Origin of the sequence: Bacteroides sp. DH3716P, from assembly GCF_025914115.1 — a bacterium.
In the GTDB taxonomy this organism is placed as follows: domain Bacteria; phylum Bacteroidota; class Bacteroidia; order Bacteroidales; family Bacteroidaceae; genus Bacteroides; species Bacteroides ovatus.
On sequence record NZ_CP083673.1, the window covers coordinates 2,442,775 to 2,468,860 of the forward strand.

Below are 26,086 nucleotides of genomic sequence, written 5' to 3' on the forward strand. Positions count from 1 at the left end.
TATGAAAAATGAGAAACCACAGCTACTTAGCCGTGGTTTCATCATTAAATAACTTTGGTTGACTGGGTTGAACCAAATCATCGAATAAACCAGGAACACGAGGTTGTAACGCCTTGTATTCTTCCTGAAAGAATTCTTCTTTGGTTCTCCCATGTTTTTTACCCTTTCGTGTATGTACATCGAAAGTGTAATCTGGAATAGGAATAGGATAACGCCTGACATCATTTATCCACTTTTCTATATCAATATCCTTTCTATCATAGATGAAGTTTTGCAAATGATCCGCATCACGATTCTTTCTACATTCACAAAGGAGAATAACAGCTTTACTGACAAATATCCTCCCTTTGGGTTCAGTAGCAGTCTTGTTTACCAGCTCATGCCCCTGCCACAATGCTTCTATCTCTTTAGTAATGATTCCATAGCAATCTTCAGCACTAATGGTAAACAGACGCTTCCACACATAGTCGCGGTACCCACTCGCCCAAAGTTCCAATGCAAAAAAGCCGGCTACCCCGGTGTCGGCTCGCCTAATGGCTTTCTGCATTGCAGAACTCACCTCAAAGAAATCATATCCGCAAACTGTTCTTATAATCATAATTCTAATTTAATGGTTTGACTTTTAGTTTATTACATCAGTAAAATTAGCTAAAAAAGGCGAATATGACAAACAGAATGGACGCCATTTAAACGCCTTTTTTACAGACTATTAGAATTTGAATTTGCATGATATATTATATTGAACGAGCTGCTTTGTTTTGTCTTTCCCATTAGTGGTTGCACTCTTTAGCAAAATACTATCACCAAAATTCTTTTTGATAAAGAGGATAGATTTACGTTCCTCTTCCTGATTCCTTATAGAAGCAAGCCCACCAGCGTTTACAAAAGTGTTCTTTTGCTCAAAATTATACCGCAAATCGGTTAAAACCTTACGTTCTTTGTACTTCATGTAACAAGAAATCCAAAAATCTTCCTTCAAACGTATTTCCTCATTCCACCAAGTGTTTTTGTTATAGATTACTCCATAACTGCAACCGGTTATCATTTTCGAAAGAGAAAGAAAAGCGGATTCATCATACATTACCGGCGATATCCGAGCGGTGAAGCCAAACAGATGTACATCCATCATACTGGCCATCTCAAATAATGACTGAATGATATTGGTTATCTTATCTTTATCCTTTATCCGGCTAGGTTCTCCTTTTTCCACATAAATAGGTTTGCAAGCATGGACATCATCATCAAGCATGAAAAGTTCTCCAAAATGCTTTGCCATCCAGTTACGTTTCGGGATGAGGCCCATAACATCGTCAGGATGAGTAACAATTTCACATTCCGGGTTAAATTGTTGATATAAGTCAGCTTGACTTTCAGCAACGCAAATGATAGGATCGTTCACCAACTTTTTAGCGAACACCCGGTCATGGCGCTTATGACTTGGTATTACTATTTTGCAAGGCATGGCGAACGTCTTTTATGTCGATTACATTACTCTTACTTACTTTCCCGGTCTTGTACGACTTCATGTGCTGCATATCCAGCCTTTCACGAAGCCAATTACTATCTACCTCATTACTTGAGGTGATGATAAACAACTCATGTTTTTCGTCATACTTTGGAATGAGAGGATAAATGGCTGTATCATCCGTGATGGCATCGAAGCGCTCTTTAAATTCATCCTCTTTCTTCTCCGGGGCAAATTCGATGCCCCAATCTTGGAGTTCCGCCTTATTCCACTCGTTTTCCATAACGTCCAAATCATTCTCACCAAAATTGACATTATCTTTAGTGGCATATTCCCTCAACTTCTTAACGGGGGTATCAGGTGCCAGAATTTTACAAGGCAGTTCTTTATAACCTAACTCCTTGCAAGCTCGCAAACGTAAATTACCACAAACAACAATATATCTGCCATCATTGTAGGGAAAAACTATAAGTTCTCGAAGTTCAAGCATCTCTGGCGAATCCTGAATGCTTTTCTTCATCGCTTCAAAGCGGTAATCACGAAAAAAACGTGGATTTTTCGGCAATCCCGTGAGCTGCCCCTTATTAAAATCAAGTAGGCAGACTTGAATAATCTCTGTCATAACTAACTATATTAAAATCAACAACACAAAATCAACAACACAAACAGTCAGTAACAACACCTAATCATTTTTTCTATCATCGAACTCTATCTTATCTTTGATAAGCTGTTCAATGTCCTCACAACCAAATCTTTTTAAATAGGCAACAAGGTAAATTATCATCTCGGCTGCCAATTCTTCATCTTCCGAATATTTAGGAAGATTATCACTCCTATATTTAGAAGCAATATCGAATTTTCTCCAAACGGCTTCAATTCTTATGCTAAACGCTTTTCTTGAGCTATGCTCATTCATCTTAAAGCGCTTCCTCATGATATTCAAGCATCTCTGGGCAAACCTATTCAATGTTATCATATCGATCGGGTTAAATTGTTAGACTAAGAATAATCTCACACTATTTAATAAAGGCGGTGGTCTGTTTTTATACAAATACATATCCATTCTTATTTAGATTAAATAGCTTCCATCAAATCAAATAGCGTCGGTGCATTCACTTCAATTTCAGCTTCATGCAAGTATGAAAGGCTGTCTTTCCAATAGTCATAATTCAACTCGGTAGAGAGCCCTTTACGCCCCAATCTAATAGCACAGTAAGGAACAGTACCGATACCGCCAAATGGGTCGAATACCAAGTCTCCTTTATTTGAATACCGTTCAATCAACCTCTCAACAATATCAAGCTGAAGAGGACAAATATGATTTTGACGTTTTTTCTGTGACTGCTTGGTATTGAGTGTACGCATCCGGGTAACGTCATCCCAAATCCAAGGTTTCTTACTTACAGGATCTACGGCCATAAATGTTTTTGGTAGTTTACCGTAAACTTCTAATTCTTCAGCGAAAGCAACATGTTCTTCATAATTGTATATATGTTCACGCTCATAGTTTCTAAACAAATGGCGTATCTTGTCAATACCGGCAACTTTCATATCTTCATAGCTTAACAAAGTATTACCTGAAGATTTCCAACTTGCATGAGCATCTATTTGCCAGCGGGCTAACGAATATTCATTCTTATTCTTGGTTACTGGCAAATCTGCATAGGCACGTGAAGTATCAGAAGGCAGTTTACGGAAAAGAAGCACATATTCAGGGCAACCAATACCCATCTTAGAACCATCTTTGCACATCTCTGTATAGCCAAGGCGGTAGGTCTGGTTATTCTCCCTTACCACATCGGTATCTACTGTGATACGCCCCATGTAGCGGAATCCGTGTTTCATGTAGTGAAATACCGTCATTTCGGAGAACGGGTCGATGGTGGGCATACCGTCACCTGTGGCATTACCGAACAATACACGGTCTTTCACATGGATGCAAGCCAGCCGCCCAGGCTTCAATATCCGCATCAGTTCTGGTGTGAGGTAGTCCATCTGCTCGAAGAACTTGTCGTTGCTTTCATTATGCCCGAAATCGTTATAGGTCGGCGTATATTCGTAATGATTGGAAAAAGGGATGCTGGTTACAACCAAATCCACCGAGTTGCTTTCCATTTTCTGACACTCCAAAACATTGTCGTTATTGATGGCTTTCCACAGTTTACCGGATTTTTCTTCACGGCTGGCAAACATCCAGCGCATCATCTTCTCCTCTGCCTGCAAACCGAACAGACCGTTCTCACGGACGATATCAGTCATTTTAGAAACCATTTCACGATGCTGCGCCCATTTCTGCATAAAGCTTTTGAATATCTCTCCTTCACTTTCTGCATAGACCAAGTAAAGGTCTACAGGATGTTTTTGCATGAAACGGTAGATACGGGCTATCGCCTGAAACTTGTCATTGAACCGGTAGTCGATGAACATGATAGCCTTATGACAATGGTACTGGAAGTTCAAACCCTCACCAAGCATTTCAGGCTTTGCGGCCAGGTATTTCAATCTCCCGTTTTTGAAGTCCGCTATCACCTTGTCGGCTTCCTCATCATCCTGCGAGCCATAAACAGCTTTGCAACCGGGGATAGCCTTGCAAAGGGCTTCCCGCTCACTCTCAAGGTCATGCCACAAAAGGAAATGCTCGTCCTTGTTTTCAGGACGATTAATAATCTCTACGACACGGGCAATCTTCTCTGCCATATTGTCCCGACGTTCTTTCGCTGCATCAGCAAGTCCGAGAGCAGCCTCACGAAACATCTTCACTTGTCCGTCACGGTCTGTACCGGCAGTGGAATTGTCAACGCTAACCACTTCTTCATGTACCCGCAGTTCCGGCAATTCATAGCCGGTATCAGGATAACCGAGGTCGGAAGGCTTGGTTAGGAACAATGCCCAAGTTGATACCCACAGCCAAAATTCTTTTTCTTTGTGTGGATAAAGCGTTAGATTATTAGCTTTGGTACTATCACGTTGAAAAAAACGTGTAAGGGCTTGACCTGTATCCATCACTCCAAGATATCCGGCATAATGTATCAGCTCCTTGTATCTGTTAGGTGACGGCGTGGCAGTGGCAACAAAGCGGAAAGGCACATCGGCGAACAGCGGTAGGAACTCTTGGTATGTCTTGGTGCCGAACCCTCTCAATACGCTTGCTTCATCCAATGAGGTAACGGTAAAAAAGGAAGGTTCTATTCTTACGCCGTCTTCTCCGTCACGGACACGCTCATAGTTGGTAATCATTATATCACACTTGCAGGCTCTGACTTCGCTCATGGTCTTGACATACTTAACTGTCATGTTCATGTGCTCCTTAGCTTGGGTGATAAACTCTACTACTACACGTTTAGGACAAACGATAAGAGCTTTACCAAAATACTGGTTGATTATAACTCTGCATATCTCCAATTGGGTTACTGTTTTCTGCATACCGAAACTGGAGAATATGGCACGGCAACCACCGGAAACCGCCCAACGAACGGTATCTCTCACATGAGGGTAAAGAGAAGTTGATATTTCATTAGGATTAACTTCAAATCCAGTATTGTGGCTAATAGCCATCTTGTCTTTTAGAAATTCTATATAGTCTTTCATTTTCATTTCAAATAAAGAGAGGAAACCGTTAGGCTTCCTCTGTGTTATCGTTATTAAGTTCTTCGAGTTGCTGTTTGAGCTTCATCTCTTTCTTGCTATATGAATCTGCAAGTTTCTTTGTTAGCGCATTGTAATCATCCGGATATTGTTCTGCAAAAAGGATTTTCTGACACTTTTGCAAATAGGAGCAGAAATTCACATTATTCGATGATAAGCATTCAGCAATAAAGGCTCTATACCATTGGTGTCGGTCAGCTTGGTTGTTCTTGACATAATTTACAAAATCACTCTCACCATTCCATTTTTTCAAATTCAGTTTTTCAAGATAAGTACTGCTACAACCGCTAAGAACCAGCACATCAAAAACAAGTTGTTCATTTTCAGAGAATTCTTTTGTTCTCTGATAATATGTTTTCTCTTGCGCCCACTTGCGCATTTCTTCAGCAGACTTCTCCTTGACTATATCCTTCGCTCTTTTTAATTGGGCGTTTATTTTTTCCCTTTCTATCTCTTTTAGATCGGCAACGGCGGAAGTAGAGGAAGCCGTTGCTTTTCTAACATAATAGAAACTAACGTTAAATTCGGGAGAATAATGTCCAAAAAATGAAAGACAACGATAAACTTCTCCATCTTCAAGCATTTTCAAAGTGCGTTCATCATCTTCTGAATACCAGCACTTACATCTAAAGATTTCATCAGGATCAACTATTTCAAATCCAAGTTGTTTAACAGCTTCCAAAGTTTTTTCATAGAAAACCTTTCTATCTTCTCCCCAATATGTATCGGGACGTCTAGCGATAATTACTGTTTTTCCAAATGAAAGAGGTTCGCCAACTTTAACAAGATGTTCATATTCTAGTTGAATTTTCCGCGTCACATAAGCAATCTGTTTTTTCTCATAGCAAGCAGCATTGATACATCTAGCATCCTTACTATTCATTTCATAGAACAAACAACCATGATTACACGTATTATTCTCACATTGAGAACATGATTTAATATCAGTATTTTCCCAATTATCGGAATCATCTTTAATCCAAGGTGCGTTACCAAGCTCCATGAAAGAATTACTCACAAATTCTCGAATCATAGCAGTAGTACATTGTTCTTCCTCCTCCTCATGAAACTCTTTTTGAGTATCTTCATCCAATTTAGAAAGAATCATAGCACCGGACAATGGTATATCTCCATTTCTTACCCGCTCTTTTAGTTCAGGAATAAGAGAATTCAATTTAATACGGTCAAATACAAACCGGGTAGACTTTCCTATTTTAAGAGCGATATCTTCCAAAGTTCGTCCTTTTTCAGCCAACTGCGCAAAGGCAAAAGCTTCTTCGATGGGATCAACATCTTTTCTTTGAAGATTCTCGGTAATCATCGCTTCAAAAGCCTCATCATCTGTCATTTCTCTGACAATGCAGGATATTGTCTGAAATTTTTCCGACTTTTTTCGATGGGCTTTGATTTTTGCAACATTCGCTTCATCTTCCTTTGCTTTCAAAAGTGACACAGCCCGGAAACGACGCTCACCGCAAACAATTTCGTATGTGTAAGGTAATGGGGTAACATCTCCGGTTTCTAGGTTAGTCATCTCCTCGGATTTAGCAACTCTGACAGTGACAGGTTGCAATAAACCTTGCTTTTCAATGTTGCTTGCAAGCTCTTCAAGAGCTGCTTCATCAAAAGTCTTTCTCGGATTCAAAGGAGAAGGACTGATAAGGTCAATTCTAATGTTTTGTACTTCCATAATTTAATTATATTGGTTTGACTTTTAATTCATTACATCAGTAAAATTATCGTAAAATGACAAGTTATGCAAACAGAAACTTCGCCATTTTAACGCCATTTTCATGCGGGCTTATTACGTATTTGAATGAAGCCACGTTTTTCCGTTTCCCGAAGCAATTCCATATCTTCCTCACGGATATAACAATCCGTTTCACCATTAACAGTTGTGTGATTAGGAATACCAAAACGCTCCCGTATTCTTCTTTTCACTTCAGGAATATCTTCAAGTTTGATATGCCTAGTGTTCCAGTAAATTGTCACCTTCTGCTTCTTGTTTGCCATTTTCTCTTTTGTTTAGATAAGAGATTATTTCATTTGAGAGACTTAACGCTTTAGCAGCTTCTTCATCTCCTTGCTCAACTCTAAGTTTGAGTTCGTTCCGGTATTCTTCATACGACAAGCCACTTGTATAACTCACTTCCTCCGACAAATTCTCTTTATGAAAATTCCATGACTGATTATCAGCAACAGCACAACGTTCTTTATTGTATTCACGAAGCCAACTCATGATGACCTGACCATCAATTCTATTATAGATATTGCCATATTTCATTTTCATTGCGTTCTTGAAACACAGTTTAAAATCATCAGTTTTCATATATGGATATTCTTCAATGATTAAATCTACTGTAGTAGCGACTTGTGTAGCCGACATTGGATTACCGACATTGAAAAACTCCAAGGCATCAGCTATCAATATGACCAACACTGCTCTGGCTTGCGGCTCACCAAACTTTCTTATAATAGTGCCAATAGAAGGTTCATCACTTTGAAATACATCTTCAACCTTCTTGGGGCATAGAGCTTTGCAATAGTTTTTCGGCGAGGTCCGTAAGACTGCTAACCGATTCTCTTCTTGTGGCCGCAGTATCAGTTCGTTTTCCATTGTAATTTCCTTCTAAAATTTTAGTAAAATTCGCAGACTTGAATATCCAGTCAAAAGTGCACCTCCAATTTTTATCGTTTTGTCCAAGCAAGAAAGGACTGTCTAAAACCAATTGGAACACATCGAATACAGCTTGCTTCCCGTATTGTGCGACACGTGCTTTAATAGCTTTCTTTCGTTTTGCATCTATGGACTTTATAGCAGGAAGTTTACCTTTAAACGTGGAATTAAAATAATCCATTAGCCCACCCCAATCAATCTTTTCCTCGGGGAACAAAGAAAGCTCGTCTTTCTTTGATTCTCCTTTAGGAGAAGTTTCTTTCTTTTTTAAATGAGAATCATTATCATCTACATAATCATTATCATATTCATTATCATTATCGGGTTTTGTGGGTTCTTTTGGGTTTCCAAATAACCCAGTGGGTTTTGTGGGTTCTTTGGGTTCTTTTGGGTTTTCACTTTTCGGACGTCCCCCCTTAGAACCATTGCTCTTATTCCTTTCCACAATAGACATATACTTTTCAGTATCCCTGTCTATATCTATCTTTATAAAGTTGAAAGCAATATTTGCCATAGGTTTCAACCCCCGAAGATTTCCCGTTGTCGCATACTCAATTATGCTTTCGTAAATCTCCAGCCTGACATCATCCGGCAAATCCTTGATTGCTTCTCTCCACCCTTTATAAAAGATGAATGAATTTCTTTCCATATTTTAAGGGATTATACTCCGATTAGTAATAAAACTCACAGACCTTTTGCTTCCTTCAGTTTTTTCGCTTCTTCCTTGTAATGAGTAATCAGCTTTTCTAATTGAAAGTCACTAAATTGCTTAGTAACATTTTTCTTGGCTTCCAGGATCAGCACATTTCGTTCACCATACTTGGCAACTAGACGTCTGCGATAATCCTGAATATTTCCTTCCATGAAGCGGTTACAATGTGAACATTGAGCATTGCAGTTCATTTCATCAAAGCGAGTACTCATGTGTTGGCGGTTGATGTAATGACCGCAATCTGCTTTATTGAAAGGCTTTATTTTACCACATGAAATACACTGAAAATATCCATTAGGCATCGTATCACGATAACGGATGAACAAACTAAATATTCTGTCTAGTTTATCGACAAGATCAGGTTTCTTCTTGACCTTAACACCTTCTACCTCGAAAAGAGGCTTTTTCTTTTCTTTCTTCTTGTAATTTCTCCACATGATAATTAAAATACTACATTGGTTAATTGACGGCCACGACTCATTATACACCATTTTCCCTTTTCAGGCTGTTCTATGCGTAACTCTTCAACACGCCCAAAACGCCGGAAATTCCCACTCAAATCAACAACCCAACCCTCTTTACCTTGGCAGGGACGAATAACACGACCGACCATTTGATAATAGAGGGAAAGGGATTTGGTTGGACGTGCAAGAACAACCGTATCAAGCTCCGGGTAATCGAATCCGGTTGTAAGTACTCCGACATTAGCAACAACTTTTATTCTTCCATCTTTAAAACCTTTCAGAATTCGTGCCCTTTCTTCCTTTGGAGTAGAACCGCTAACAATCGCACAATTAGGAATTTCGGAAGCCAGTTTTTCAGCTTCACGAATAAACCTCGTGAATATTAAAATACCTTTGCGTGGTATGCCCGATTTGGGGTTCAACAGACGTTTTGTCCATCCAACTATATCTTTGTATATGTCCACACGTTCAAACTCTTGCAGAAGACTTTTTTCATCGTAATCTGCACCAGTAGAATTAGTCCTGACTCTACTTAAATCCAACTTTGTAATATCATAGTATTTCAAACTTGCGAGAAATCCTTTAGCAAGTAGTTCACTCACCTGACAGTGATAAATAACATCAGTGAAAACCTTTGGCCGGGTACGAGTTATAAATTTAAGCATAGCACCACCTCTTCCTGAACATAATCTGTAAGGAGTCGCTGTCAGCCCAATAACTTTCCTTTGCTCATCTTCAAAGAATTCCTTATACATTCCTTTCTCCGGATTCACTAAATGACATTCATCAATCAGAACGTGCTTGAAATGTTTGAAGAAACTCATGTGTTTCATCACACTACCAATCATAGCAAACGTAATACGATTGATATCCTTTCTTCCGGCAGAAGCTGAATAAACTCCACAATCGAATATGCCGTATGATTGAAGTTTCGCAAAATTTTGTTCGAGTATTTCCTTGCTAGGCTGGAACACTATCAGCGGCCCGTCTATCCGTGCAGCTATATTGGCAATGACAAGGGACTTCCCGGCACCAGTGGGAAGAACTATCACGTAGTTTTTCTTTTCCTTGGATTTAAAAACGCTGACCGCTGCATCACTAGCACTTTTTTGGTAGTCTCTTAACTGGTATGTCATAATTTGATGTGATATTTATGAACTTTCGAATGACAGTCACCACAAAGGGTAACGAGACAATCAAGATGTTCAAGTTCATGACCAACGATTGATTTTCCGTTAACCCTGTATGTTTTGTGGTGAATCTCTAAATTGAAGTCTTTACCGCACATCTGGCATTTATGTCCATCCCTAATACGAACCTTACGCTTGGCTTCTTCCCAATCTGGATTATTCACAAGCCGCTTCACATAGTTGGACTTCCTGCCTTTTTTGTGCTGCAATCTACTCATCGTCTTCCGGTTCTTCTTCAGGAAGTTTATCAGACAGGTCTTCTTCGAACTTGTCCCCATAATCTTCTGTATCATCAATAGGACGTTCTACTTCAGGATATTCAATACCAAACAAATCAAGCATCGCTTTTCTGTTTCGATCTTCCTGTGCCCAAAGAGAACGTTTGTCCCAATCAGGAATTTTTTCAGCTTTCACAAGCTTAAACTCACCGTTCACCCATGAATAATACAGGAAATATCCATCAAGAGCAAACCGGATCGTATTCTTACTTGAAAGATGATACTCCCTCGTCCCCTTTTTGACCTCGGCAGCCAGGTCTTTAATTTCAGTCTTAATAGAAGCTAACCTGTCTTGTGCATCACTCTTAATTTTCTTTGCACGTTCAATGGCTTCCAACAGTTCACGTTCGCGTTTGGGGACCTCATTCTCTTGCTTGATGCAATACTCTTCACGAATTTCGGAAATCTCAAATTCATCCAGTAAACGTTGTGTCACCTCACTTTCAGGGAATGTAGCATTGAAATGCTCATTCACCAACTTTATCAATTCATCTACATTCGTAGAACCCTGAAATAAAACAGGGGGAAATTTTTCCCGAATAGAATCGGGAACTACAAACTCGATTGTCTCGGGTTCGTAGTTTCTCAAATTTGCAATCATAAATTATAAAAGGATTAATTAGTACCGGTTTTGGTACTCATGAATAAAATCTAAGTAATGCTGGTCTTCAGGCAATGGAAGTGTAATACCAAACTCGGTGGCCGCATCTATTTTCACGCTTTCCATGAAATTATGCATCTCTAAAGTATTAAGTTTACTTGTTCCTCGCACAATAGTTTCCACCTTACCATTCACATGAACCTGTTTCACAAGAAACTTCTTACAATACAAGTCATGTATATCCTGAACTCCAGCAGCAGTGCTCCAATACTCTTCACCTGTGTATTCACGCAAACAGGCACCAATACACTGAAACCATTTCCACATGAGAGCATTTTGATTTAATGTTCTCGGCTGTGTTTTTTTCTTAATGGTTACAGTGTATTCTCCATTACGAAGTGTGCTGCACATGAACTCGAAAGACTTATCCATTTGGATTTTGCCATCTTTCTTCGTCAATGTTGCTTCCATAACCTATCAGAATGGCAAATCGTCCTTGGTCGGTGGTGGCGGTGGCGGGCACTCATTCACCGCACTTCGAGTCTGATTATTGGTGTGTTCCGGAAGAGGTGGCGGTGGTGGCGCTTGTTGAGGCTTAACAGAAAGCATCTCCATATTATCAACAAAAAGTTCTGTAATATACCGTTTAATTCCTCTGCTATCATCATAACTCCGAGTTCTTATCTTTCCTTCCAGATACAACTTGTCTCCCTTATGGACATACTTCTCAACAACATCGGCAAGACCACGCCAAACAACAATATTATGCCATTCAGTTCTTTCAGGAACCTGTGTTCCATTGGCAAGGGTATAACCTTTTTCAGTGGTGGCAAAGGAGAAAGTGGCCACTTTAGAACCAGCTTCCAAAATTCTAATATCGGGGTCTTTGCCAACATGCCCGATAAGCATCAATTTGTTTAAACTCATGATTTATCCTCCCTTATTGTTACACGGATACTATCAGCTTTAGGAACTGTTTTGATATACTTAGAATATAATTCCGGATAGTCAGCCTGAAACTTTTTAGTATCAAAATTGTCACTCGTAGAAGCGGGTGTATAACTAACTCGCAATCTTCCGGCATCCCATGACTTGACACCATTCTCACGCATAGCAGTTTTCAATTTTGCCTTATAATCTTTCTGAATCTTGGTTAGATCTGCAAGTTCTTCCTCAATTCCGATTATAGTATTTACAAGTTGCATTGGAATAAGTAACTTGTCATCATCAGGGGCAGGAACAGGAAGAATGGATAGATATTGCTCACCCTTCTTCTCGCATTCCATTAATTTCTTGACTTCTTTATCAGGCTTACGAGGAATTTCAACCAATTCATGTTTATCACCACGTACCCAAATGCCGAACAATTTATCAACTTTGAGTAATGGATTTTGTAGTTCAAACAGATAAGCATAAATTGACAACTGCCAACTCAAATACTCTTCGTCAAGATGCAGCGTAGTTTTGATGTCACCAAGACAGATTCTACCGGCTTTCTCCCAAACACAATCTATATTCGATGCAAAGTATTCGTTATCAGACACCGTGTACTCATTAGCAAAAGCCTTATATCCAGCTTTCGTCCGCTCTTTCAAATAATTCTCTGCTTCAATACTTTCAGGCGGTAAGCCTGTTGCATCAACAAACTGGCATTGAGCATGAATAAGGCTCCCCTTCTCAGCAGCTCTCTTCAATACAAAATCGGGGACATCTTTATATTTGTCAGGGAACAACTGCCGGCTAATCATACCGGTTATACCTTGCAACTGTTTTTCACCGAGCATATAAGTGTGGTTTTCCTCATTGAAAACCACACTGGATTTCACTAATTCTATCATTATTATCAATTTCTAGGGGGATATGTTTTCTGCATGTCAATAGTTATGTTTCTGAACTCCTTATTATTGTGAAGTTCGGGATGTTCAGCCCAAACTCTCTCAAGCTCTTCGCGGCTTTTAACACCAGTCATTTGTTTAATTGCACGATCCAGGTCTACACCAGTATATACTTTGCCCGAAGCGTTTGAAGCAGAAACATTGGGAGCATATACTTTTTCCTTTGTATTACCATAAGCAAAACGAACGCGGTTTTTATTGTCCACAATAACAAGTAAAATAATCTCCTTTTGCTCGTTATAACCAATCTCTTTTACACTGAATTTGGTGTATAGAGCAGGAGAACCTGTTTTGCTCTGATATATTTCATTTTTCTCAAGTGGAATCCAAATGAAAGGACCCGTATAAAGTTCACGCCCAATTCCCCAGTTAAATCCTGCACGTTTAAAGGCGTCCGAAGCCTGCCCTTTCTCTTTTTCTGTGCTAGATTCTGTCCCAACATCCTGTTTACTCACCCATTCCTTCTTTTCATTATCCCAAATGGACAACGTACAGAATAGATTCCCATTAACGACATCATGGTGCCGTTTCCAGTTCATTTCTCCGAACACTTCATCAAGTATTCTCATGTCTACTCGAGCATCCTTGTATAATAGCAAGGAGCAGCCCGAACCGTCCGGTTTCATAGTACCAACCCTACATTCAATTTCAGAAGCTAGAAGCGGTCTGATAGAATTTTTCTTCTTCTCTTCATTCTGAACCGTTGATACAGTGTTTTTTCTCGCTGTCATAATTCTAATTTAATGGTTTGACTTTTAGTTCATTACATCAGTAAAGGTAATCGTTATTGACAAGTTTAGCAAACAGAAACTTCGCCATTTTAACGCCATTTTCAGGTAGTAAAAACTGCCTGTACGATATTGTACAGGCAGAAAAATAAGAAAATGAATAATCCAATGTACCTTATGGAACGGCTACGCTTTGAAGGGTGTACGGCTCCCTGATTTATACATAATGTAAATGCTAGTGGACGGAACCGGAGTCGAACCGGTCTCACGGAATATTGGTGCACCTCACCGCAGTTTCAACCAACGATATACATATCCGCCCGATTAATTAAAAAGGTGCACTATCTTCACAGACCATACACCCCAATCACAAACACAAAACAAAACTCATGAACTACTATAATTTAATTAGGATCAGAAGGGTGAATGGCGTGGGGATCGAACCCACATCACGCATATCTGCGTATGCTGCCAATTACACCAGCCATCCGTTTTAAGTGAACTATTCTCACGAACCATTCACCTAGAACACAAACACAAAATAAAACACGACATTAACTATTAAATAGCACTCTCACGAGCTTTTGTGGGGCAGTTTAGGAGTCGAACCTAAATAATTGCAAATGCAATACATAAAGCACTTCGTACGCTTTCTTTATGCTCTCTTTACCATTGAGAATACCTCCCCTTGTTGCCACATCAACCCGTGATGTGGCTCAATTTTAAATTTAGAAATTTGAAAAAATCAATTCACTCTCACGAGCTTCTTGTTTCCGGATAGCCGTTCAAAGCACACCGGAATAGTATAGAACAATTAAAACTCAAATAACAGGGGCTTTAACCCTACAGCGTCCTTTTCGCTGGCAACATTAGTTAAACATAAAAAGAAAAATTCTCTGTGAAGGAACCCGGACTCGAACCGGGATGACAGATTACCTATGTATGACTTTCTTCAATCTATCTGCATACTTGCGTCTACCAATTCCGCCATTCCTTCAGGTCGTAGCCAGACGCTTCCGGCTACATTGATTGAATTGTTATTGATACAAACATAATTTTCCCCCTCACGGGTTACTTAACTCTGATTGAGTTGAGCCGGGAAACGGATTCGAACCGCTGACCTCATGTAGAAACATGCGCTCTAACCAACTGGACTATCCCGGCAGATGCCCGGCGAACCGGGCTAAATAAACATGACAAATACTAAAATTAAGCAATGCAGACCTTCACAGGCTATCTTTATTTTGTTTCCTATCTTCGTAGTATCGAAAACAGATATAATTCACTGATACGACAGTCACCAATACAAAAGCAGCAATAAATTCTTTCTTGCTAACTTCAATGCTATCTATAAGATACAGTGTTGTCCATAAGGCAATGAACATCATGGCATACTGTATCACTTTAATCTTTTTCATTTCTTCCGTTTTTTAGATTTAACTTTCCTTCCCGCACATCGGCAATGAAGTAATACTTGAGCAGCATTACAATGCCACTTGCCGTTTTGGACATTAGTGGGCTTATCACTTTCAATCTTACCCGCTTCTATAAGATTCATCAATTTCTTTTCCCCACCCACATAATACGCAGACTTATCTTTTCCAAACGTTTCTGTAGAAAACAGACGGAGAATATTATCTAGCAATATTTCAGCCATTTCACCTCTGATCATCTCAACAAGCAAGGTAGTTATGCAATTCTGGTTACTATAAACTGCATATTTTTTACATCTGACTTTGTTTTCCAAGCCATTCCTTCAGCTTTTTCTTTATAAAGCCGAGCATTCAATGTATTAGTTACAGACGGTTTCTGAACGATAGGAAATACTTCTATTGCACCAACATCCATACTCCGTAATACATCAATTACGTTACGTCTCTGAATATCCTTTTCCATACAATCTAATTTTAAATTAAACATTGAAGCGATGAGCGGATTCGAACCGCCGACCTCTGCTTGTGGTGCTCTTCCGTTAAGCTAAGAGTATTTCTTGAGAGACTCGAACTCTCAACCATCCACCACACACAGCGCTCTAACCTGCCTGAGCTACATCACCTTTATATACATAAAGCAAATACCTCGATTTGCCGACAAACGTCTAACTGATTTAGTTTTACAACGATACGGCTTGACCATTAACCACAGCATTATATCGTTGAGAAGCCCGCCTACGTCAGTAATCCCTTTCGGCACGTGTCGGCTTCCAAAACACCATTTTACCAATATGTCAAAGAACTCTTCTCTGTTGTTCCCAGTCTCCCTTCAAGGGCAGGCTCAAAGACCGGACTGGGTACCGGATAACCGGCGGTTTGGTTTGACTTTAGTGAGGGTTAGAGAATACTTTGGTTGTTCTTCAAAACTATGTCCATTAAGTTTCGTTGCGATTCAATAAATTTCTTCAAATCATCACATTGGGAAACTTTCTCTCTATAAAATCCACGTTCTGATTCTAAATCTCGTTTGAGTTTTTCATTTTCACCTCTCAAAGAGCTGATCAACGCGTCTCGTTCTTCAATCACAGCTTCATATTTGTCTCGCTGTATTTCTAGTTCGGTTCTTTTATCCATTGTTGTATAATTTGATTAATCTCCGACGTAATGTGCACCGTAATGAGTACTATTTGGGTTGTAGTAAGCGGAAGCGGGAATATTAAGGTTATTATATTCCTTGCTAGGTGTAGCTTTGGCAGTCTTGCTCATAGCTTCATGTCTTTCAGCTAAAAATTTATCAGTTCTTGATTTCACTGCTTCCGGTGAGAAACTTTCTTGGAGTTTTGCGAAGCTCCATGCAGATTTTAAACACTCTGAAAATGTTTTTCCACCCTTCTTGTAATTGCGGTGTGCAGACTTCATTATTTGTGATAAATTGTAGCTCATAATCGTTATTTTTTAATTGGTTTTATCAATCAATTTTTGTATGTTTGTATGATTGATTGATTTATGATGCAAATATATCCTCAAATGTGGATATATAAAAATTTAAAACCTATTTTATATCTTCATTTGTGGATATTTAACTTTTGATTGATTATGATAAACAGAATTAAAGAAGTAATAACCTATTCAGGGCTATCAGAGAGGGGATTTGCTATTAAGTGTGGATTAAAGCCCACAACTATTAATAATCAACTGATAGGAAAAAGAGAAATTAGCCTTGCAACAATAATAGCAATTTCATCCTCATTTGAGGAAATTTCCGCAGAATGGCTGTTAAGAGGAAAAGGTTCTATGCTTCTTCAAAAAGAAGAAACAGAACCAGGAATGGATAAATTGAAAAGTATAGTATATACCATCGCCAATTTACAAGATGAGATTAATGAAAAGACAGTGCTTACCCAACGGCTTTTGGAAGAAAATCAGAAATTAAAGGGTGAACTAGCTATGTTGAAGAATGAAAGAAATATAGGATAAACTTATATATGTATGAAAAAAAGATTTTTAATACTATCCTTCTTATTTGTGCTTATATTTAATTCATGCTCTGATGACAGTATTAATTTAGCAGGAACAACATGGACTTCTGCAAAAGACTGGTACGGAAAAACTCGATTGTCTTTTGAAGAAGGCACTCCTTATTTAAGATCTTTTTTTGCTATATCTTTTGACTTGAAATCTTTCACAATATATAATGTTGCAGATGATAATGAGGATTTAGAATATGAATGGAAAGAAACGGTATCAGGTAAATACTCTATAAACGACAATATTGTGAATCTAATAGTAGAAAAAGACAATTTAACAATTCCCTGCGAAATAGAAAAAGATATAATGTATTACAGTAATACTAGAATGAAACTATATAAACAATAGAATAAATATTTTTTCAAATATGCGCCCAATTAGAACTGTACCCCCAAAAGATGAAAGAGAATATCCTTTAGTTATAACAGCTGAAGAAAAGGATAAAGTATTAAATTATATTTTGGTTGTAGCAAACGGGAAAAGAACAGCTAAACTAAATTATAAAGATATACCAGACCTTAGGATCAGTAAAGAACAATATGAAATAGTTTTAGAGGAGTTCAAAAATAGGAGATTTATTGACTATAAAGGATATGGTATTGAATATCTTACGTTGAATTTTGAAATATTCAATTTTGCAGAAAAAGGGGGATTCACTGTTGAAAGAGACTTATATATATTAAGTTTTGATACATTTCAAATGCAGCTAGAACGATTAGAAAAGGAGTTAAGCCCTGATACAGCAGCGAAAGTTGATGATGTTGTCGGAAAAGCCAAAAATATAACTGAACTACTGATAGGGCTCTCTGCTCTAGCTGAAAAAATGAATCTCTAAGATTTATTATCAGGATCAGTTAATAGGAACTCCAATATAGAAGCTGCACGAAGCAGTCTTGAAGCATATAGAGTTGCATCTGCATCCGGGTTGTATTGATAACGCCTAGTCTGAAACTTTTTAAAAGTAACAAAGCCACTAGACATATCATTAGCAAGTGTTTTCAAGCTTGATATAGTTTCTTTTACATTTTGGTCATAAGACATTTTTATACGCATACGAGCGGAATCATCCACTTTTGCACAACACTGGGGATAAAAGGCTGTCGCATTATCTTCTTTAGAAGATTGTTTTTTACTTATCCTTCTTAGGACATTTTTTAATAACGATTTCATAAACGCACTATTTTAGTTTGACAATGCGCAAATATAATATTTAAAGTAATATAAAATATGAAATATAGAAATCTTGATAGTACATAAAACATCAAATGGTCGAATTATGGTCGAACCATAAAAAAAAGCAGGACTATATAATTGATATACAGAATATACAACTAGATTTCCAAAAATGTGTCTAGTTTAGTTTTTGTGTTAATAGCTCCCTCGTCGGCGGACGAACTAGGGAGCTATTTTTTTATTTATTACAGGAATATAATTGCACAAAATATACATATTTTCCATAACTTTGCAGCGACAAAGGATCACACAAATGGAATATAGCGTAGAAGAACTAAAAAGTGCATTAATAGAGAAATGCAAGAGTGAAGGTATCCTGTATGCAACGGTTGCAATGGACCGTCGTACTAAAGAAATGATTCTTCCTGATACTTTACAAGGAGCTCTGAAACATCCGGAATTCTTCGTATGTACCTGCAAGAAAGTAAAAGACCAATATGTAGTGGAGGAGATTACTAAAGTGTAATACTCCCCCCAGTCTTTTATTTTTTATTCGCCCAGTTCACTTAGCAAATCGTAGGAGGGAGCAAAGAAAAGTGTTCCCGTAACTGCTGTACTAAAGTCCAGTAAACGGTCGGTATTGCCTACCGGATTGCCAATAAACATACTTTCCAACATCTGCCGGGTAGTAGTGAACGTACTTGCATAGCCGATGAAGTAAGTACCATATTCTCCCTTAGACGTATTGGCGAACGGCATATTGGCACGCACTATTTTCAGGTCATCTCCAATATTAGTGACGGCATTATGCGCATTTTGAGGTTTCTCCTCGTCAGACAGTTCGACATCGTTAAACTTACGACGCCCGATCACTTTCTCCTGTTCTTCCACAGGTAAGGAGTTCCACGCAACCATATCGTGAATATACTTCTGCACAAAGACATAGCTGCCTCCTGCAAAATCAGCATCTTCCTCTCCTACAACTGCAAAATGATAGGGATTTTCATCAACCGCCGGATTCTCCGTTCCATCCACAAAGCCGATAATGGCTTTGCCATCCATATATCTGAAACCGTGAGTTTCGTCGACAGGTTCAACCACGCCTTGAAGTTTCTCATCGATGATAGATGCAAACTCAAAACATAATCCCATCTGTTTTGCACGGATATGAAACAATAAGTCGCCCGGAGTAGAAACTGCCGTATGCTTCTCGCCTTTTATCTCTTCGAAAGTTTTCAGTTCTTTGGGTTTTCCCTGTTCCGGGAAAAGACGGTTCCAGGCATCGGCTCCAAATCCCATGGTACAACTGAACATCATATCAGGAAAACGGTTACGCATACTGCGAATCAGGGCCGAGAAATTGGCACACACATCTTTTACTTTGTCAAGAGTTTCAGGCGAATCTTTTAAAGTATAAACAATAAAAATAACATTTTCGCCTTGTTTCCCCGCTACGTCTTGTGGGATATTACCACCAAATGAATGTTGATAAGGATTCATATTTTTCTTTTTTTTCTATTAGTTTCGTCAATGAAATAGTTCTGTTCTAACTCATCTTTTTATTAGGATCTTCAATATATGCGGCAGCCCCTTTATCCATAAACAGTTCTACATTTTGCGCATGATGAGCCACATAGGCTGCGGGACCAGTGTCTCCCGAATTACAGATTTCTTCTACTACATCGGCTTTATTTTTTCCGGTAATCAGGAAAATGACATAGCGGGCATTCTGAATGGGGTATCCCGTCATTGCGATACGCTTCTGCCCGTTACGGGGATGTGCACTGACCACATAAATAGAGTTTGAAGTCAGCAAATCTTCTTGCCCGGGAAAGATCGAAGAAGTGTGTCCGTCATCTCCGGCTCCCAACAGTATAATATCGAATTCGGGCCAACCACGCTTAAACGGCACTTGCTGCCGGACTAACTCCGAATAACGAACCGCCTCTTTCGCAGGCTTTGCCTCTCCACGGATACGGAATACATTCTCATAGAGAATAGGAGTGATACCCAAAAGAAGGTTGCGCATCATTCCGTAATTACTGTCCGAATCATCGGGAGGCACACAACGTTCATCCACCCAATAAATCCGCATACGGTCCCAAGGGGTAATTTCCATATATTCATTCGCCCATAAATCGAACATCAGAGCAGGGGTATTACCACCACTAACTGCGATATTGAACACTCTGTCCGGCTCTTCATTCATGATTTCCACCAGGCGGAGTATCAATGCTCGTGAAGTTTCAATTGATGAGGGAAAAACTGATAGTTTCATAATTCACAATATTGATCTGTATTTGTCAAATTCTTACAAGGATTCGTCCAGTCAGCCCCATGTTCGTGCATCATTGCTTCACTTTCCAAAGGTCCCCACGTACCTGCGGGATAACCGTAAAGAGGCGCATCGGGGTTATCTTTCCAATAGCGGAGCACCGGATCGAAGAATTTCCATGAGGCTTCTACTGCATCACTTCGAGTAAATAAAGTCGGATCGCCCTGGATACAATCATCTATCAGACGGGCATAAGCGTCACCACTAGGCACACCGCCCAACTGTGCATAACTGAAATCCATCGTCACCTGGCGGACTTCGAAACCTGCACCGGGGACTTTCATTCCGATTTTGAGCACAATTCCTTCATTCGGTTGCAAACGAAGGATCAATTTATTAGCCCGTGGACAGTTGCCACTAGCACAATGAAACATCTGGTGAGGTGTTTCCCGGAAATGCACAACGATTTCCGTTACTTTCGTCGGCATTTGTTTACCTGTACGAATGTAGAACGGAACGCCACTCCAGCGCCAGTTACTAATGCCCAGTTTCATGGCAATATAAGTTTCCGTACGCGAATCGGGAGCCACTCCTTTTTCTTCACGGTATCCTTTTTTACTACCGGAGGCTGTATATTGTCCGCGAACAATATGTTCATTCAAATCGATATCATTCAATGGAGTAAGAGATTCGTAGACCTTCACCACTTCATTACGGAAATTGTCTGCATTGAAAACAGCAGGCGGTTCCATAGCCGTAAGGGCCACGAGCTGTATCAGATGATTCTGCACCATATCCCGCAGCGCACCTGCCGTTTCATAGAACCCGCCTCGTTGCTCGATACCCAGATTTTCTACGGCTGTAATTTCTACGTAGTCAATATAGTTACGATTCCAGAGAGGTTCGAAGATACCGTTGGCAAAACGGAAAGCCAGTACATTCTGGGCCGTTTCCTTACCGAGAAAATGGTCGATACGGTAAATTTGATGCTCATTGAAAACAGAGGCATACGTTTTATTCAGTTCAAGTGCCGACTCGAGATCATAGCCGAAAGGTTTCTCAACGATGATGCGCGAGTGGGGAGTGTTAAGTCCGGCAGCTTTCAAATAGAGGGGCACTACTCCGTAAAGTGATGGCGGAGTGGCAAGATAGAACAGCAGATTGTCCGGATCTACCTCATTAGTCAATTCAACCAGACGTTGGCGGAGTTGCGGGTAACCTTCTTCTTTTGCCGGGTCCATCGGTAAATAGTAGAGATGGGAGACAAATGAAGCCATAAGAGCTGTGTCCTGTTCTTCAGACTTGACAAACTGTTGTAGTTCTTCTAATATATAGGAACGGTAGTTATCGTCAGAATAGACCGTACGCCCGATACCCAATATGGAAAACTCTCCGGTCAACCGTTTTTCACGGTAGAGGGAGTAAAGGGCAGGCATCAGCTTACGCTTGGTCAAATCACCTGACGCACCGAAAATTATCATTGCAAATTTATCCACTTTATTAATTTCTAAATATGAATTATAGGTTTACTCAAACATTATAGGTGCCCGATTTCGTATCTCCTCCGTGGCCTGTCCAGTTCTCGTGAAAGAACTGTCCGCGCAACTCATCCTTACGCTCAAAAGTGTGCGCACCGAAATAATCACGTTGTGCCTGTACAAGGTTGGCGGGCAGATCGGCAGAAGTGAGCGAATAGAAATAGTTGAGGGCAGAGGAGAAAGCAGGAACGGGAAGTTCTTCTTTCATGGATTCCGCCACCAGGCTCTTCCATCCGGGAAGCAATGTCTTCATTTCTTCTTTAAAATAAGGAGCCAACAACAAGTGTTTAGGCTTGTCGGTGGCTTCGAAGGCAGCTGCAATATCGTTCAGGAATATACTGCGGATGATGCATCCCCCACGCCACATACGCGCAATGGAAGCCAGGTCGAGATGCCAGCCGAAAGCGTCGGAAGCACGTTGCAACACGGCGAATCCCTGGGCATAAGAGACGAGTTTGGAAGCATAAAGAGCAGAAAAGATATTCTTTACGAGTTCCGCCTTATTATATATAGGTTGTGTATGTTGACACTGGAATTGCTTGGAAGCCAGGTGACGCAAGTCTTTCTGTGAAGAAAGGCTTCGTTCGAATACCGCCGTGGCAATTAGCCCTAACGGCATACCGAGTTCCATCGCATTGATAACCGACCATTTTCCGGTTCCTTTCTGTCCGGCTGCATCCAGGATTTTATCAATGAGATAACCTCCGGATTTGTCTTTATGCCGCAGAATGTTGGCGGTGATTTCGATCAGATAACTGCGAAGTTTGCCTTCGTTCCAACGGGCAAAGACATCAGCCATTTCCTCATTGGTCAGATCAAGCAGCTTTTTCATCACCCAATAGGCTTCGGCAATCAGCTGCATATCACCATATTCGATACCGTTGTGAATCATCTTCACAAAATGACCGGAGCCGGCAGGACCCACCCATTGGCAACAAGGAGTGCCGTCCGGTGCTTTTGCCGCAATACTTTGAAGAATCGGTTTCACTTCCGGCCATGCTTTTTCCGAACCACCGGGCATGATAGAAGCTCCATTCAAGGCTCCCTCTTCACCACCGGACACACCGCTACCGACGAAAAGAAATCCCTTTGATTCCGCCAGTTGGACACGGCGGTTCGTATCTTCGTAATTAGAATTACCGCCATCAATAAGGATATCTCCCGGTGAAAGCAACGGGAAAAGCTGATCCATCAGTTCGTCAACCGGACTTCCGGCACGAACCATCATCATAATCTTACGGGGAATAGCTATCGAATCTACAAATGCCTTTATATCTGTGAATCCTTCGATGTTTTTACCTTTTGCACGACCATTCAGGAAGCGTTCTACCACCCCCTCTTCTACTCCGGGAACAGTACGGTTATAAACCGACACGTGCCATCCCTTACTCTCCATGTTTAAAGCAAGATTCTCGCCCATCACAGCCAAGCCGATAAGTCCGATATCTGTTTTATTCTGATTTGCCATAACTTGTATATTTTGAATATTCTTTATCTTAGTAACATTTGAAATGCACATTTGTTCGCAATATTTTAGATTAAAATATTATTTTTGTGGTCTACAAATAAAATCAAGGATGAAGAAGATCAAAATCGGTTTGTTGGCACGCATCGTTATCGCCATCATTTTGGGTATTGCCATCGGCACAGTTTTCCCGGCTCCGCTAGTGCGAATATTTGTTACGTTCAATGGCATTTTCAGTGAATTTCTTAATTTCTCTATCCCATTGATTATCGTCGGACTGGTTACTGTGGCTATTGCCGACATCGGAAAAGGCGCAGGAAAAATGCTACTCGTGACAGCTTTGATCGCCTACTTCGCTACTCTTTTTTCAGGCTTTCTCTCCTACTTCACAGGAGTCACAGTATTTCCTTCGCTCATCGAACCGGGTGCACCACTTGAAGAAGTAAGCGAAGCGCAGGGAATCCTCCCCTACTTCTCCGTCTCCATTCCGCCACTGATGAACGTAATGACAGCTCTGGTTTTAGCTTTCACACTGGGGTTAGGACTGGCGTCACTCAACAGCGACGCATTGAAAAATGTGGCACGTGATTTTCAGGAAATTATCGTACGAATGATAAGTGCCGTCATTCTGCCGTTGCTGCCGCTTTATATCTTCGGCATATTCCTCAACATGACACATTCGGGACAAGTATATTCTATCCTGATGGTGTTTATTAAAATTATCGGAGTCATCTTCGTTCTTCATATTTTCCTGTTGGTTTTTCAGTATTCCATTGCGGCATTGTTTGTGCATAGAAATCCATTCAAATTGCTTAGCAAAATGCTGCCCGCTTACTTCACGGCATTGGGTACACAATCATCTGCAGCCACCATTCCCGTGACACTGGAACAGACCAAAAAGAACGGAGTATCTGCTGAAGTAGCCGGATTTGTGATTCCGCTATGTGCCACCATCCATCTATCGGGCAGTACACTGAAAATTGTAGCCTGTGCACTGGCATTGATGATGATGCAAGGAATGCCGTTCGACTTCCCCCTGTTTGCCGGGTTTATCTTTATGCTGGGTATCACTATGGTAGCTGCTCCGGGAGTTCCGGGTGGAGCAATCATGGCTTCCCTGGGGATTCTACAATCCATGCTCGGTTTCGACGAATCGGCACAAGCTTTGATGATTGCGCTTTACATCGCCATGGATAGTTTCGGTACTGCCTGCAATGTAACGGGAGACGGAGCTATCGCTTTGATTATCGACAAAATAATGGGAAAAAACCGTGCTGAATGACTGTGCTGAAAAATAATTGGAAAGTCACTTGGCTGGGTCACAAAAAATGCCGACATTTGCACCCACATTTTCAATTATATAAATAATTAGCGTATGAAAAAAGCCCTAATTTCAGGCATCACCGGGCAAGATGGTTCTTATCTTGCCGAATTTCTATTGCAAAAAGGTTACGAAGTACACGGTATACTCCGTCGTTCTTCTTCGTTCAATACAGGACGTATTGAACATTTGTATTTTGACGAGTGGGTGCGCGACATGAAACAGAAACGTACGATTAATCTGCATTATGGGGATATGACAGATTCTAGTTCGTTAATTCGTATTATTCAACAGGTGCAACCGGATGAAATCTACAATCTCGCAGCTCAAAGCCACGTGAAGGTTTCGTTCGACGTTCCGGAATACACTGCCGAAGCAGATGCTATCGGCACGTTGCGTATGCTCGAAGCTGTACGCATCCTGGGACTGGAAAAGAAAACCCGCATCTATCAGGCTTCTACTTCCGAATTGTTCGGTAAGGTGCAGGAAGTTCCACAAAAAGAGACAACTCCATTCTATCCCCGTTCTCCGTATGGGGTAGCCAAACAATATGGTTTCTGGATTACTAAAAACTACCGCGAAAGCTATGGTATGTTTGCTGTAAACGGTATTTTGTTCAATCACGAGAGCGAACGCCGTGGTGAGACGTTCGTTACACGTAAAATTTCGCTTGCTGCCGCACGTATCGCACAGGGCGAACAGGACAAACTGTACCTGGGTAATCTGGATTCTCTTCGCGACTGGGGATATGCCAAGGATTACATCGAATGTATGTGGCTAATCCTGCAACATGATGTTCCCGAAGATTTCGTTATTGCTACTGGAGAAATGCACACGGTGCGCGAATTCGCAACGTTAGCATTCAAAGAAGCAGGCATCGAACTTCGTTGGGAAGGTGAAGGCGTAAATGAAAAAGGTATCGACGTAGCTACCGGAAAATCTCTGGTAGAAGTTGATCCGAAGTATTTCCGTCCATCGGAAGTAGAACAATTGCTGGGCGACCCGACTAAAGCTAAAACACTGTTGGGTTGGGATCCACGTAAAACATCATTCGAAGAACTGGTAAGTATCATGGTTCGCCACGATATGGAAAAAGTGAAACGAATGATTGCTACCAAACATTAAATGAATTTCATTTCACCACAGAGGACGCAGAGGACACGGAGGATCTTATTTTTTCCTCTGTGCCCTCCGTGTC

At 40.4% G+C, this 26,086-nt stretch carries 33 protein-coding genes and 5 tRNA genes; 6 read left to right on the plus strand and 32 right to left on the minus strand.

Going from position 1 to position 26,086, the window contains the following annotated elements; all coding sequences use genetic code 11:
• Positions 1–22: 22 nt before the first annotated feature.
• From KQP79_RS08970 to KQP79_RS09100, 27 genes are all read right to left on the minus strand, one after another.
• A complete protein-coding gene (locus KQP79_RS08970; RefSeq protein WP_004300222.1) occupies positions 23–598 on the minus strand; it encodes a hypothetical protein in 576 nt (191 codons plus the stop codon).
• Between the two features lie 111 nt (positions 599–709).
• Positions 710–1,462 (minus strand): hypothetical protein, encoded by a 753-nt coding sequence (locus tag KQP79_RS08975; RefSeq protein ID WP_004300221.1) that lies wholly within the window; start codon positions 1,460–1,462, stop codon positions 710–712.
• Positions 1,431–2,087: a ParB N-terminal domain-containing protein gene (locus KQP79_RS08980; RefSeq protein ID WP_004314103.1), complete on the minus strand. Its 657-nt coding sequence runs from the start codon at positions 2,085–2,087 to the stop codon at positions 1,431–1,433. The genes KQP79_RS08975 and KQP79_RS08980 overlap by 32 nt, the downstream gene beginning before the upstream one ends.
• Before the next feature lie 60 nt (positions 2,088–2,147).
• On the minus strand, positions 2,148–2,441 hold the full coding sequence (locus KQP79_RS08985) for a hypothetical protein (protein ID WP_004318818.1): 294 nt from the start codon (positions 2,439–2,441) through the stop codon (positions 2,148–2,150).
• Positions 2,442–2,539: 98 nt separating this feature from the next.
• Positions 2,540–5,053: a DNA methyltransferase gene (locus tag KQP79_RS08990; protein ID WP_032811013.1), complete on the minus strand. Its 2,514-nt coding sequence runs from the start codon at positions 5,051–5,053 to the stop codon at positions 2,540–2,542.
• Between the two features lie 28 nt (positions 5,054–5,081).
• The gene (locus tag KQP79_RS08995) at positions 5,082–6,800 is read right to left on the minus strand and encodes a ParB/RepB/Spo0J family partition protein (protein ID WP_004314101.1); all 1,719 of its coding nucleotides are present in this window, start codon (positions 6,798–6,800) and stop codon (positions 5,082–5,084) included.
• A 101-nt stretch (positions 6,801–6,901) separates the two neighbouring features.
• A complete protein-coding gene (locus KQP79_RS09000) occupies positions 6,902–7,123 on the minus strand; it encodes a hypothetical protein (RefSeq protein WP_004318822.1) in 222 nt (73 codons plus the stop codon).
• The gene (locus tag KQP79_RS26010) at positions 7,080–7,496 is read right to left on the minus strand and encodes a hypothetical protein (RefSeq protein WP_008997732.1); all 417 of its coding nucleotides are present in this window, start codon (positions 7,494–7,496) and stop codon (positions 7,080–7,082) included. Before KQP79_RS26010 ends, KQP79_RS09000 begins: the two co-directional genes overlap by 44 nt.
• A 127-nt stretch (positions 7,497–7,623) precedes the next feature.
• The gene (locus tag KQP79_RS09010) at positions 7,624–8,436 is read right to left on the minus strand and encodes a DUF6291 domain-containing protein (RefSeq protein WP_004314099.1); all 813 of its coding nucleotides are present in this window, start codon (positions 8,434–8,436) and stop codon (positions 7,624–7,626) included.
• Between the two features lie 35 nt (positions 8,437–8,471).
• The gene (locus KQP79_RS09015) at positions 8,472–8,936 is read right to left on the minus strand and encodes a recombination protein NinG (protein ID WP_004300212.1); all 465 of its coding nucleotides are present in this window, start codon (positions 8,934–8,936) and stop codon (positions 8,472–8,474) included.
• 5 nt (positions 8,937–8,941) lie between these two features.
• Positions 8,942–10,099 carry a DEAD/DEAH box helicase gene (locus tag KQP79_RS09020; protein ID WP_004314098.1) on the minus strand — a complete coding sequence of 386 codons (1,158 nt, stop codon included), beginning with the start codon at positions 10,097–10,099 and terminating at the stop codon, positions 8,942–8,944.
• On the minus strand, positions 10,096–10,446 hold the full coding sequence (locus KQP79_RS25885; protein ID WP_229070380.1) for an HNH endonuclease: 351 nt from the start codon (positions 10,444–10,446) through the stop codon (positions 10,096–10,098). The genes KQP79_RS09020 and KQP79_RS25885 overlap by 4 nt, the downstream gene beginning before the upstream one ends.
• Positions 10,364–11,032 carry a hypothetical protein gene (locus tag KQP79_RS09030; protein WP_004300209.1) on the minus strand — a complete coding sequence of 223 codons (669 nt, stop codon included), beginning with the start codon at positions 11,030–11,032 and terminating at the stop codon, positions 10,364–10,366. The genes KQP79_RS25885 and KQP79_RS09030 overlap by 83 nt, the downstream gene beginning before the upstream one ends.
• Positions 11,033–11,050: 18 nt before the next feature.
• Entirely contained in the window at positions 11,051–11,503 is a 453-nt protein-coding gene (locus KQP79_RS09035; protein WP_004300208.1) for a hypothetical protein, read from the minus strand.
• A 6-nt stretch (positions 11,504–11,509) separates the two neighbouring features.
• Complete coding sequence (locus tag KQP79_RS09040) at positions 11,510–11,959, minus strand: single-stranded DNA-binding protein (protein ID WP_004300206.1); 450 nt, start codon at positions 11,957–11,959, stop codon at positions 11,510–11,512.
• Positions 11,956–12,870: a hypothetical protein gene (locus KQP79_RS09045; protein ID WP_004314097.1), complete on the minus strand. Its 915-nt coding sequence runs from the start codon at positions 12,868–12,870 to the stop codon at positions 11,956–11,958. The genes KQP79_RS09040 and KQP79_RS09045 overlap by 4 nt, the downstream gene beginning before the upstream one ends.
• A 5-nt stretch (positions 12,871–12,875) precedes the next feature.
• Positions 12,876–13,658, minus strand: coding sequence for a hypothetical protein (locus tag KQP79_RS09050; RefSeq protein ID WP_004300204.1), 783 nt, complete (start codon positions 13,656–13,658; stop codon positions 12,876–12,878).
• 236 nt (positions 13,659–13,894) lie between these two features.
• A tRNA-OTHER gene (locus KQP79_RS09055) sits at positions 13,895–13,977 on the minus strand.
• A gap of 101 nt (positions 13,978–14,078) precedes the next feature.
• Positions 14,079–14,145: transfer RNA gene (locus KQP79_RS09060), tRNA-OTHER, on the minus strand.
• 409 nt (positions 14,146–14,554) lie between these two features.
• Positions 14,555–14,652 (minus strand) — tRNA-OTHER (locus KQP79_RS09065).
• Positions 14,653–14,748: 96 nt separating this feature from the next.
• Positions 14,749–14,819, minus strand: a tRNA-OTHER gene (locus tag KQP79_RS09070).
• Positions 14,820–14,881: 62 nt separating this feature from the next.
• Positions 14,882–15,073 carry a hypothetical protein gene (locus tag KQP79_RS09075; RefSeq protein WP_004300202.1) on the minus strand — a complete coding sequence of 64 codons (192 nt, stop codon included), beginning with the start codon at positions 15,071–15,073 and terminating at the stop codon, positions 14,882–14,884.
• On the minus strand, positions 15,070–15,327 hold the full coding sequence (locus tag KQP79_RS09080) for a hypothetical protein (protein WP_004300201.1): 258 nt from the start codon (positions 15,325–15,327) through the stop codon (positions 15,070–15,072). The genes KQP79_RS09075 and KQP79_RS09080 overlap by 4 nt, the downstream gene beginning before the upstream one ends.
• Before the next feature lie 17 nt (positions 15,328–15,344).
• Positions 15,345–15,551: a hypothetical protein gene (locus KQP79_RS09085; RefSeq protein ID WP_004318833.1), complete on the minus strand. Its 207-nt coding sequence runs from the start codon at positions 15,549–15,551 to the stop codon at positions 15,345–15,347.
• Between the two features lie 26 nt (positions 15,552–15,577).
• Positions 15,578–15,711: transfer RNA gene (locus tag KQP79_RS09090), tRNA-OTHER, on the minus strand.
• A gap of 274 nt (positions 15,712–15,985) precedes the next feature.
• Entirely contained in the window at positions 15,986–16,222 is a 237-nt protein-coding gene (locus tag KQP79_RS09095) for a hypothetical protein (protein ID WP_004300198.1), read from the minus strand.
• 15 nt (positions 16,223–16,237) lie between these two features.
• Complete coding sequence (locus KQP79_RS09100; protein ID WP_008765982.1) at positions 16,238–16,531, minus strand: hypothetical protein; 294 nt, start codon at positions 16,529–16,531, stop codon at positions 16,238–16,240.
• A 153-nt stretch (positions 16,532–16,684) separates the two neighbouring features.
• Between KQP79_RS09100 and KQP79_RS09105 the strand changes: the two genes are divergently transcribed.
• Genes KQP79_RS09105 through KQP79_RS09115 form a run of 3 tightly spaced genes read left to right on the plus strand, consistent with a single transcriptional unit; the run spans position 16,685 to position 17,951 of the window.
• The gene (locus KQP79_RS09105) at positions 16,685–17,065 is read left to right on the plus strand and encodes a helix-turn-helix transcriptional regulator (protein WP_008997734.1); all 381 of its coding nucleotides are present in this window, start codon (positions 16,685–16,687) and stop codon (positions 17,063–17,065) included.
• Positions 17,066–17,077: 12 nt separating this feature from the next.
• Positions 17,078–17,464: a hypothetical protein gene (locus tag KQP79_RS09110; protein ID WP_004318836.1), complete on the plus strand. Its 387-nt coding sequence runs from the start codon at positions 17,078–17,080 to the stop codon at positions 17,462–17,464.
• 19 nt (positions 17,465–17,483) lie between these two features.
• Positions 17,484–17,951: a hypothetical protein gene (locus KQP79_RS09115; RefSeq protein WP_004318837.1), complete on the plus strand. Its 468-nt coding sequence runs from the start codon at positions 17,484–17,486 to the stop codon at positions 17,949–17,951.
• On the opposite strand, the gene KQP79_RS09120 is transcribed toward KQP79_RS09115, so the two are convergent.
• Positions 17,948–18,286: a hypothetical protein gene (locus KQP79_RS09120; protein ID WP_004300192.1), complete on the minus strand. Its 339-nt coding sequence runs from the start codon at positions 18,284–18,286 to the stop codon at positions 17,948–17,950. The two genes, KQP79_RS09115 and KQP79_RS09120, sit on opposite strands and share 4 nt — an antisense overlap.
• Before the next feature lie 316 nt (positions 18,287–18,602).
• Between KQP79_RS09120 and KQP79_RS09125 the strand changes: the two genes are divergently transcribed.
• The gene (locus KQP79_RS09125; RefSeq protein WP_004297825.1) at positions 18,603–18,815 is read left to right on the plus strand and encodes a hypothetical protein; all 213 of its coding nucleotides are present in this window, start codon (positions 18,603–18,605) and stop codon (positions 18,813–18,815) included.
• A gap of 23 nt (positions 18,816–18,838) precedes the next feature.
• Here KQP79_RS09125 and KQP79_RS09130 read toward each other — a convergent pair whose 3' ends face one another.
• Genes KQP79_RS09130 through gnd form a run of 4 tightly spaced genes read right to left on the minus strand, consistent with a single transcriptional unit; the run spans position 18,839 to position 23,570 of the window.
• Entirely contained in the window at positions 18,839–19,789 is a 951-nt protein-coding gene (locus KQP79_RS09130; RefSeq protein WP_061448285.1) for a Dyp-type peroxidase, read from the minus strand.
• A 46-nt stretch (positions 19,790–19,835) separates the two neighbouring features.
• Complete coding sequence (pgl, locus tag KQP79_RS09135) at positions 19,836–20,567, minus strand: 6-phosphogluconolactonase (RefSeq protein WP_004297828.1); 732 nt, start codon at positions 20,565–20,567, stop codon at positions 19,836–19,838.
• Entirely contained in the window at positions 20,564–22,060 is a 1,497-nt protein-coding gene (gene zwf / locus KQP79_RS09140; protein WP_004310726.1) for a glucose-6-phosphate dehydrogenase, read from the minus strand. Before zwf ends, pgl begins: the two co-directional genes overlap by 4 nt.
• A gap of 34 nt (positions 22,061–22,094) precedes the next feature.
• Positions 22,095–23,570 (minus strand): decarboxylating NADP(+)-dependent phosphogluconate dehydrogenase, encoded by a 1,476-nt coding sequence (gnd, locus tag KQP79_RS09145; protein WP_032846467.1) that lies wholly within the window; start codon positions 23,568–23,570, stop codon positions 22,095–22,097.
• Positions 23,571–23,679: 109 nt separating this feature from the next.
• On the opposite strand from gnd, the gene KQP79_RS09150 reads away from it, so the two are divergent.
• Both KQP79_RS09150 and gmd read left to right on the plus strand, forming a co-directional pair.
• A complete protein-coding gene (locus tag KQP79_RS09150) occupies positions 23,680–24,849 on the plus strand; it encodes a dicarboxylate/amino acid:cation symporter (protein ID WP_004297835.1) in 1,170 nt (389 codons plus the stop codon).
• 93 nt (positions 24,850–24,942) lie between these two features.
• Positions 24,943–26,013 carry a GDP-mannose 4,6-dehydratase gene (gene gmd, locus KQP79_RS09155; protein ID WP_004310729.1) on the plus strand — a complete coding sequence of 357 codons (1,071 nt, stop codon included), beginning with the start codon at positions 24,943–24,945 and terminating at the stop codon, positions 26,011–26,013.
• Positions 26,014–26,086 lie beyond the last annotated feature (73 nt).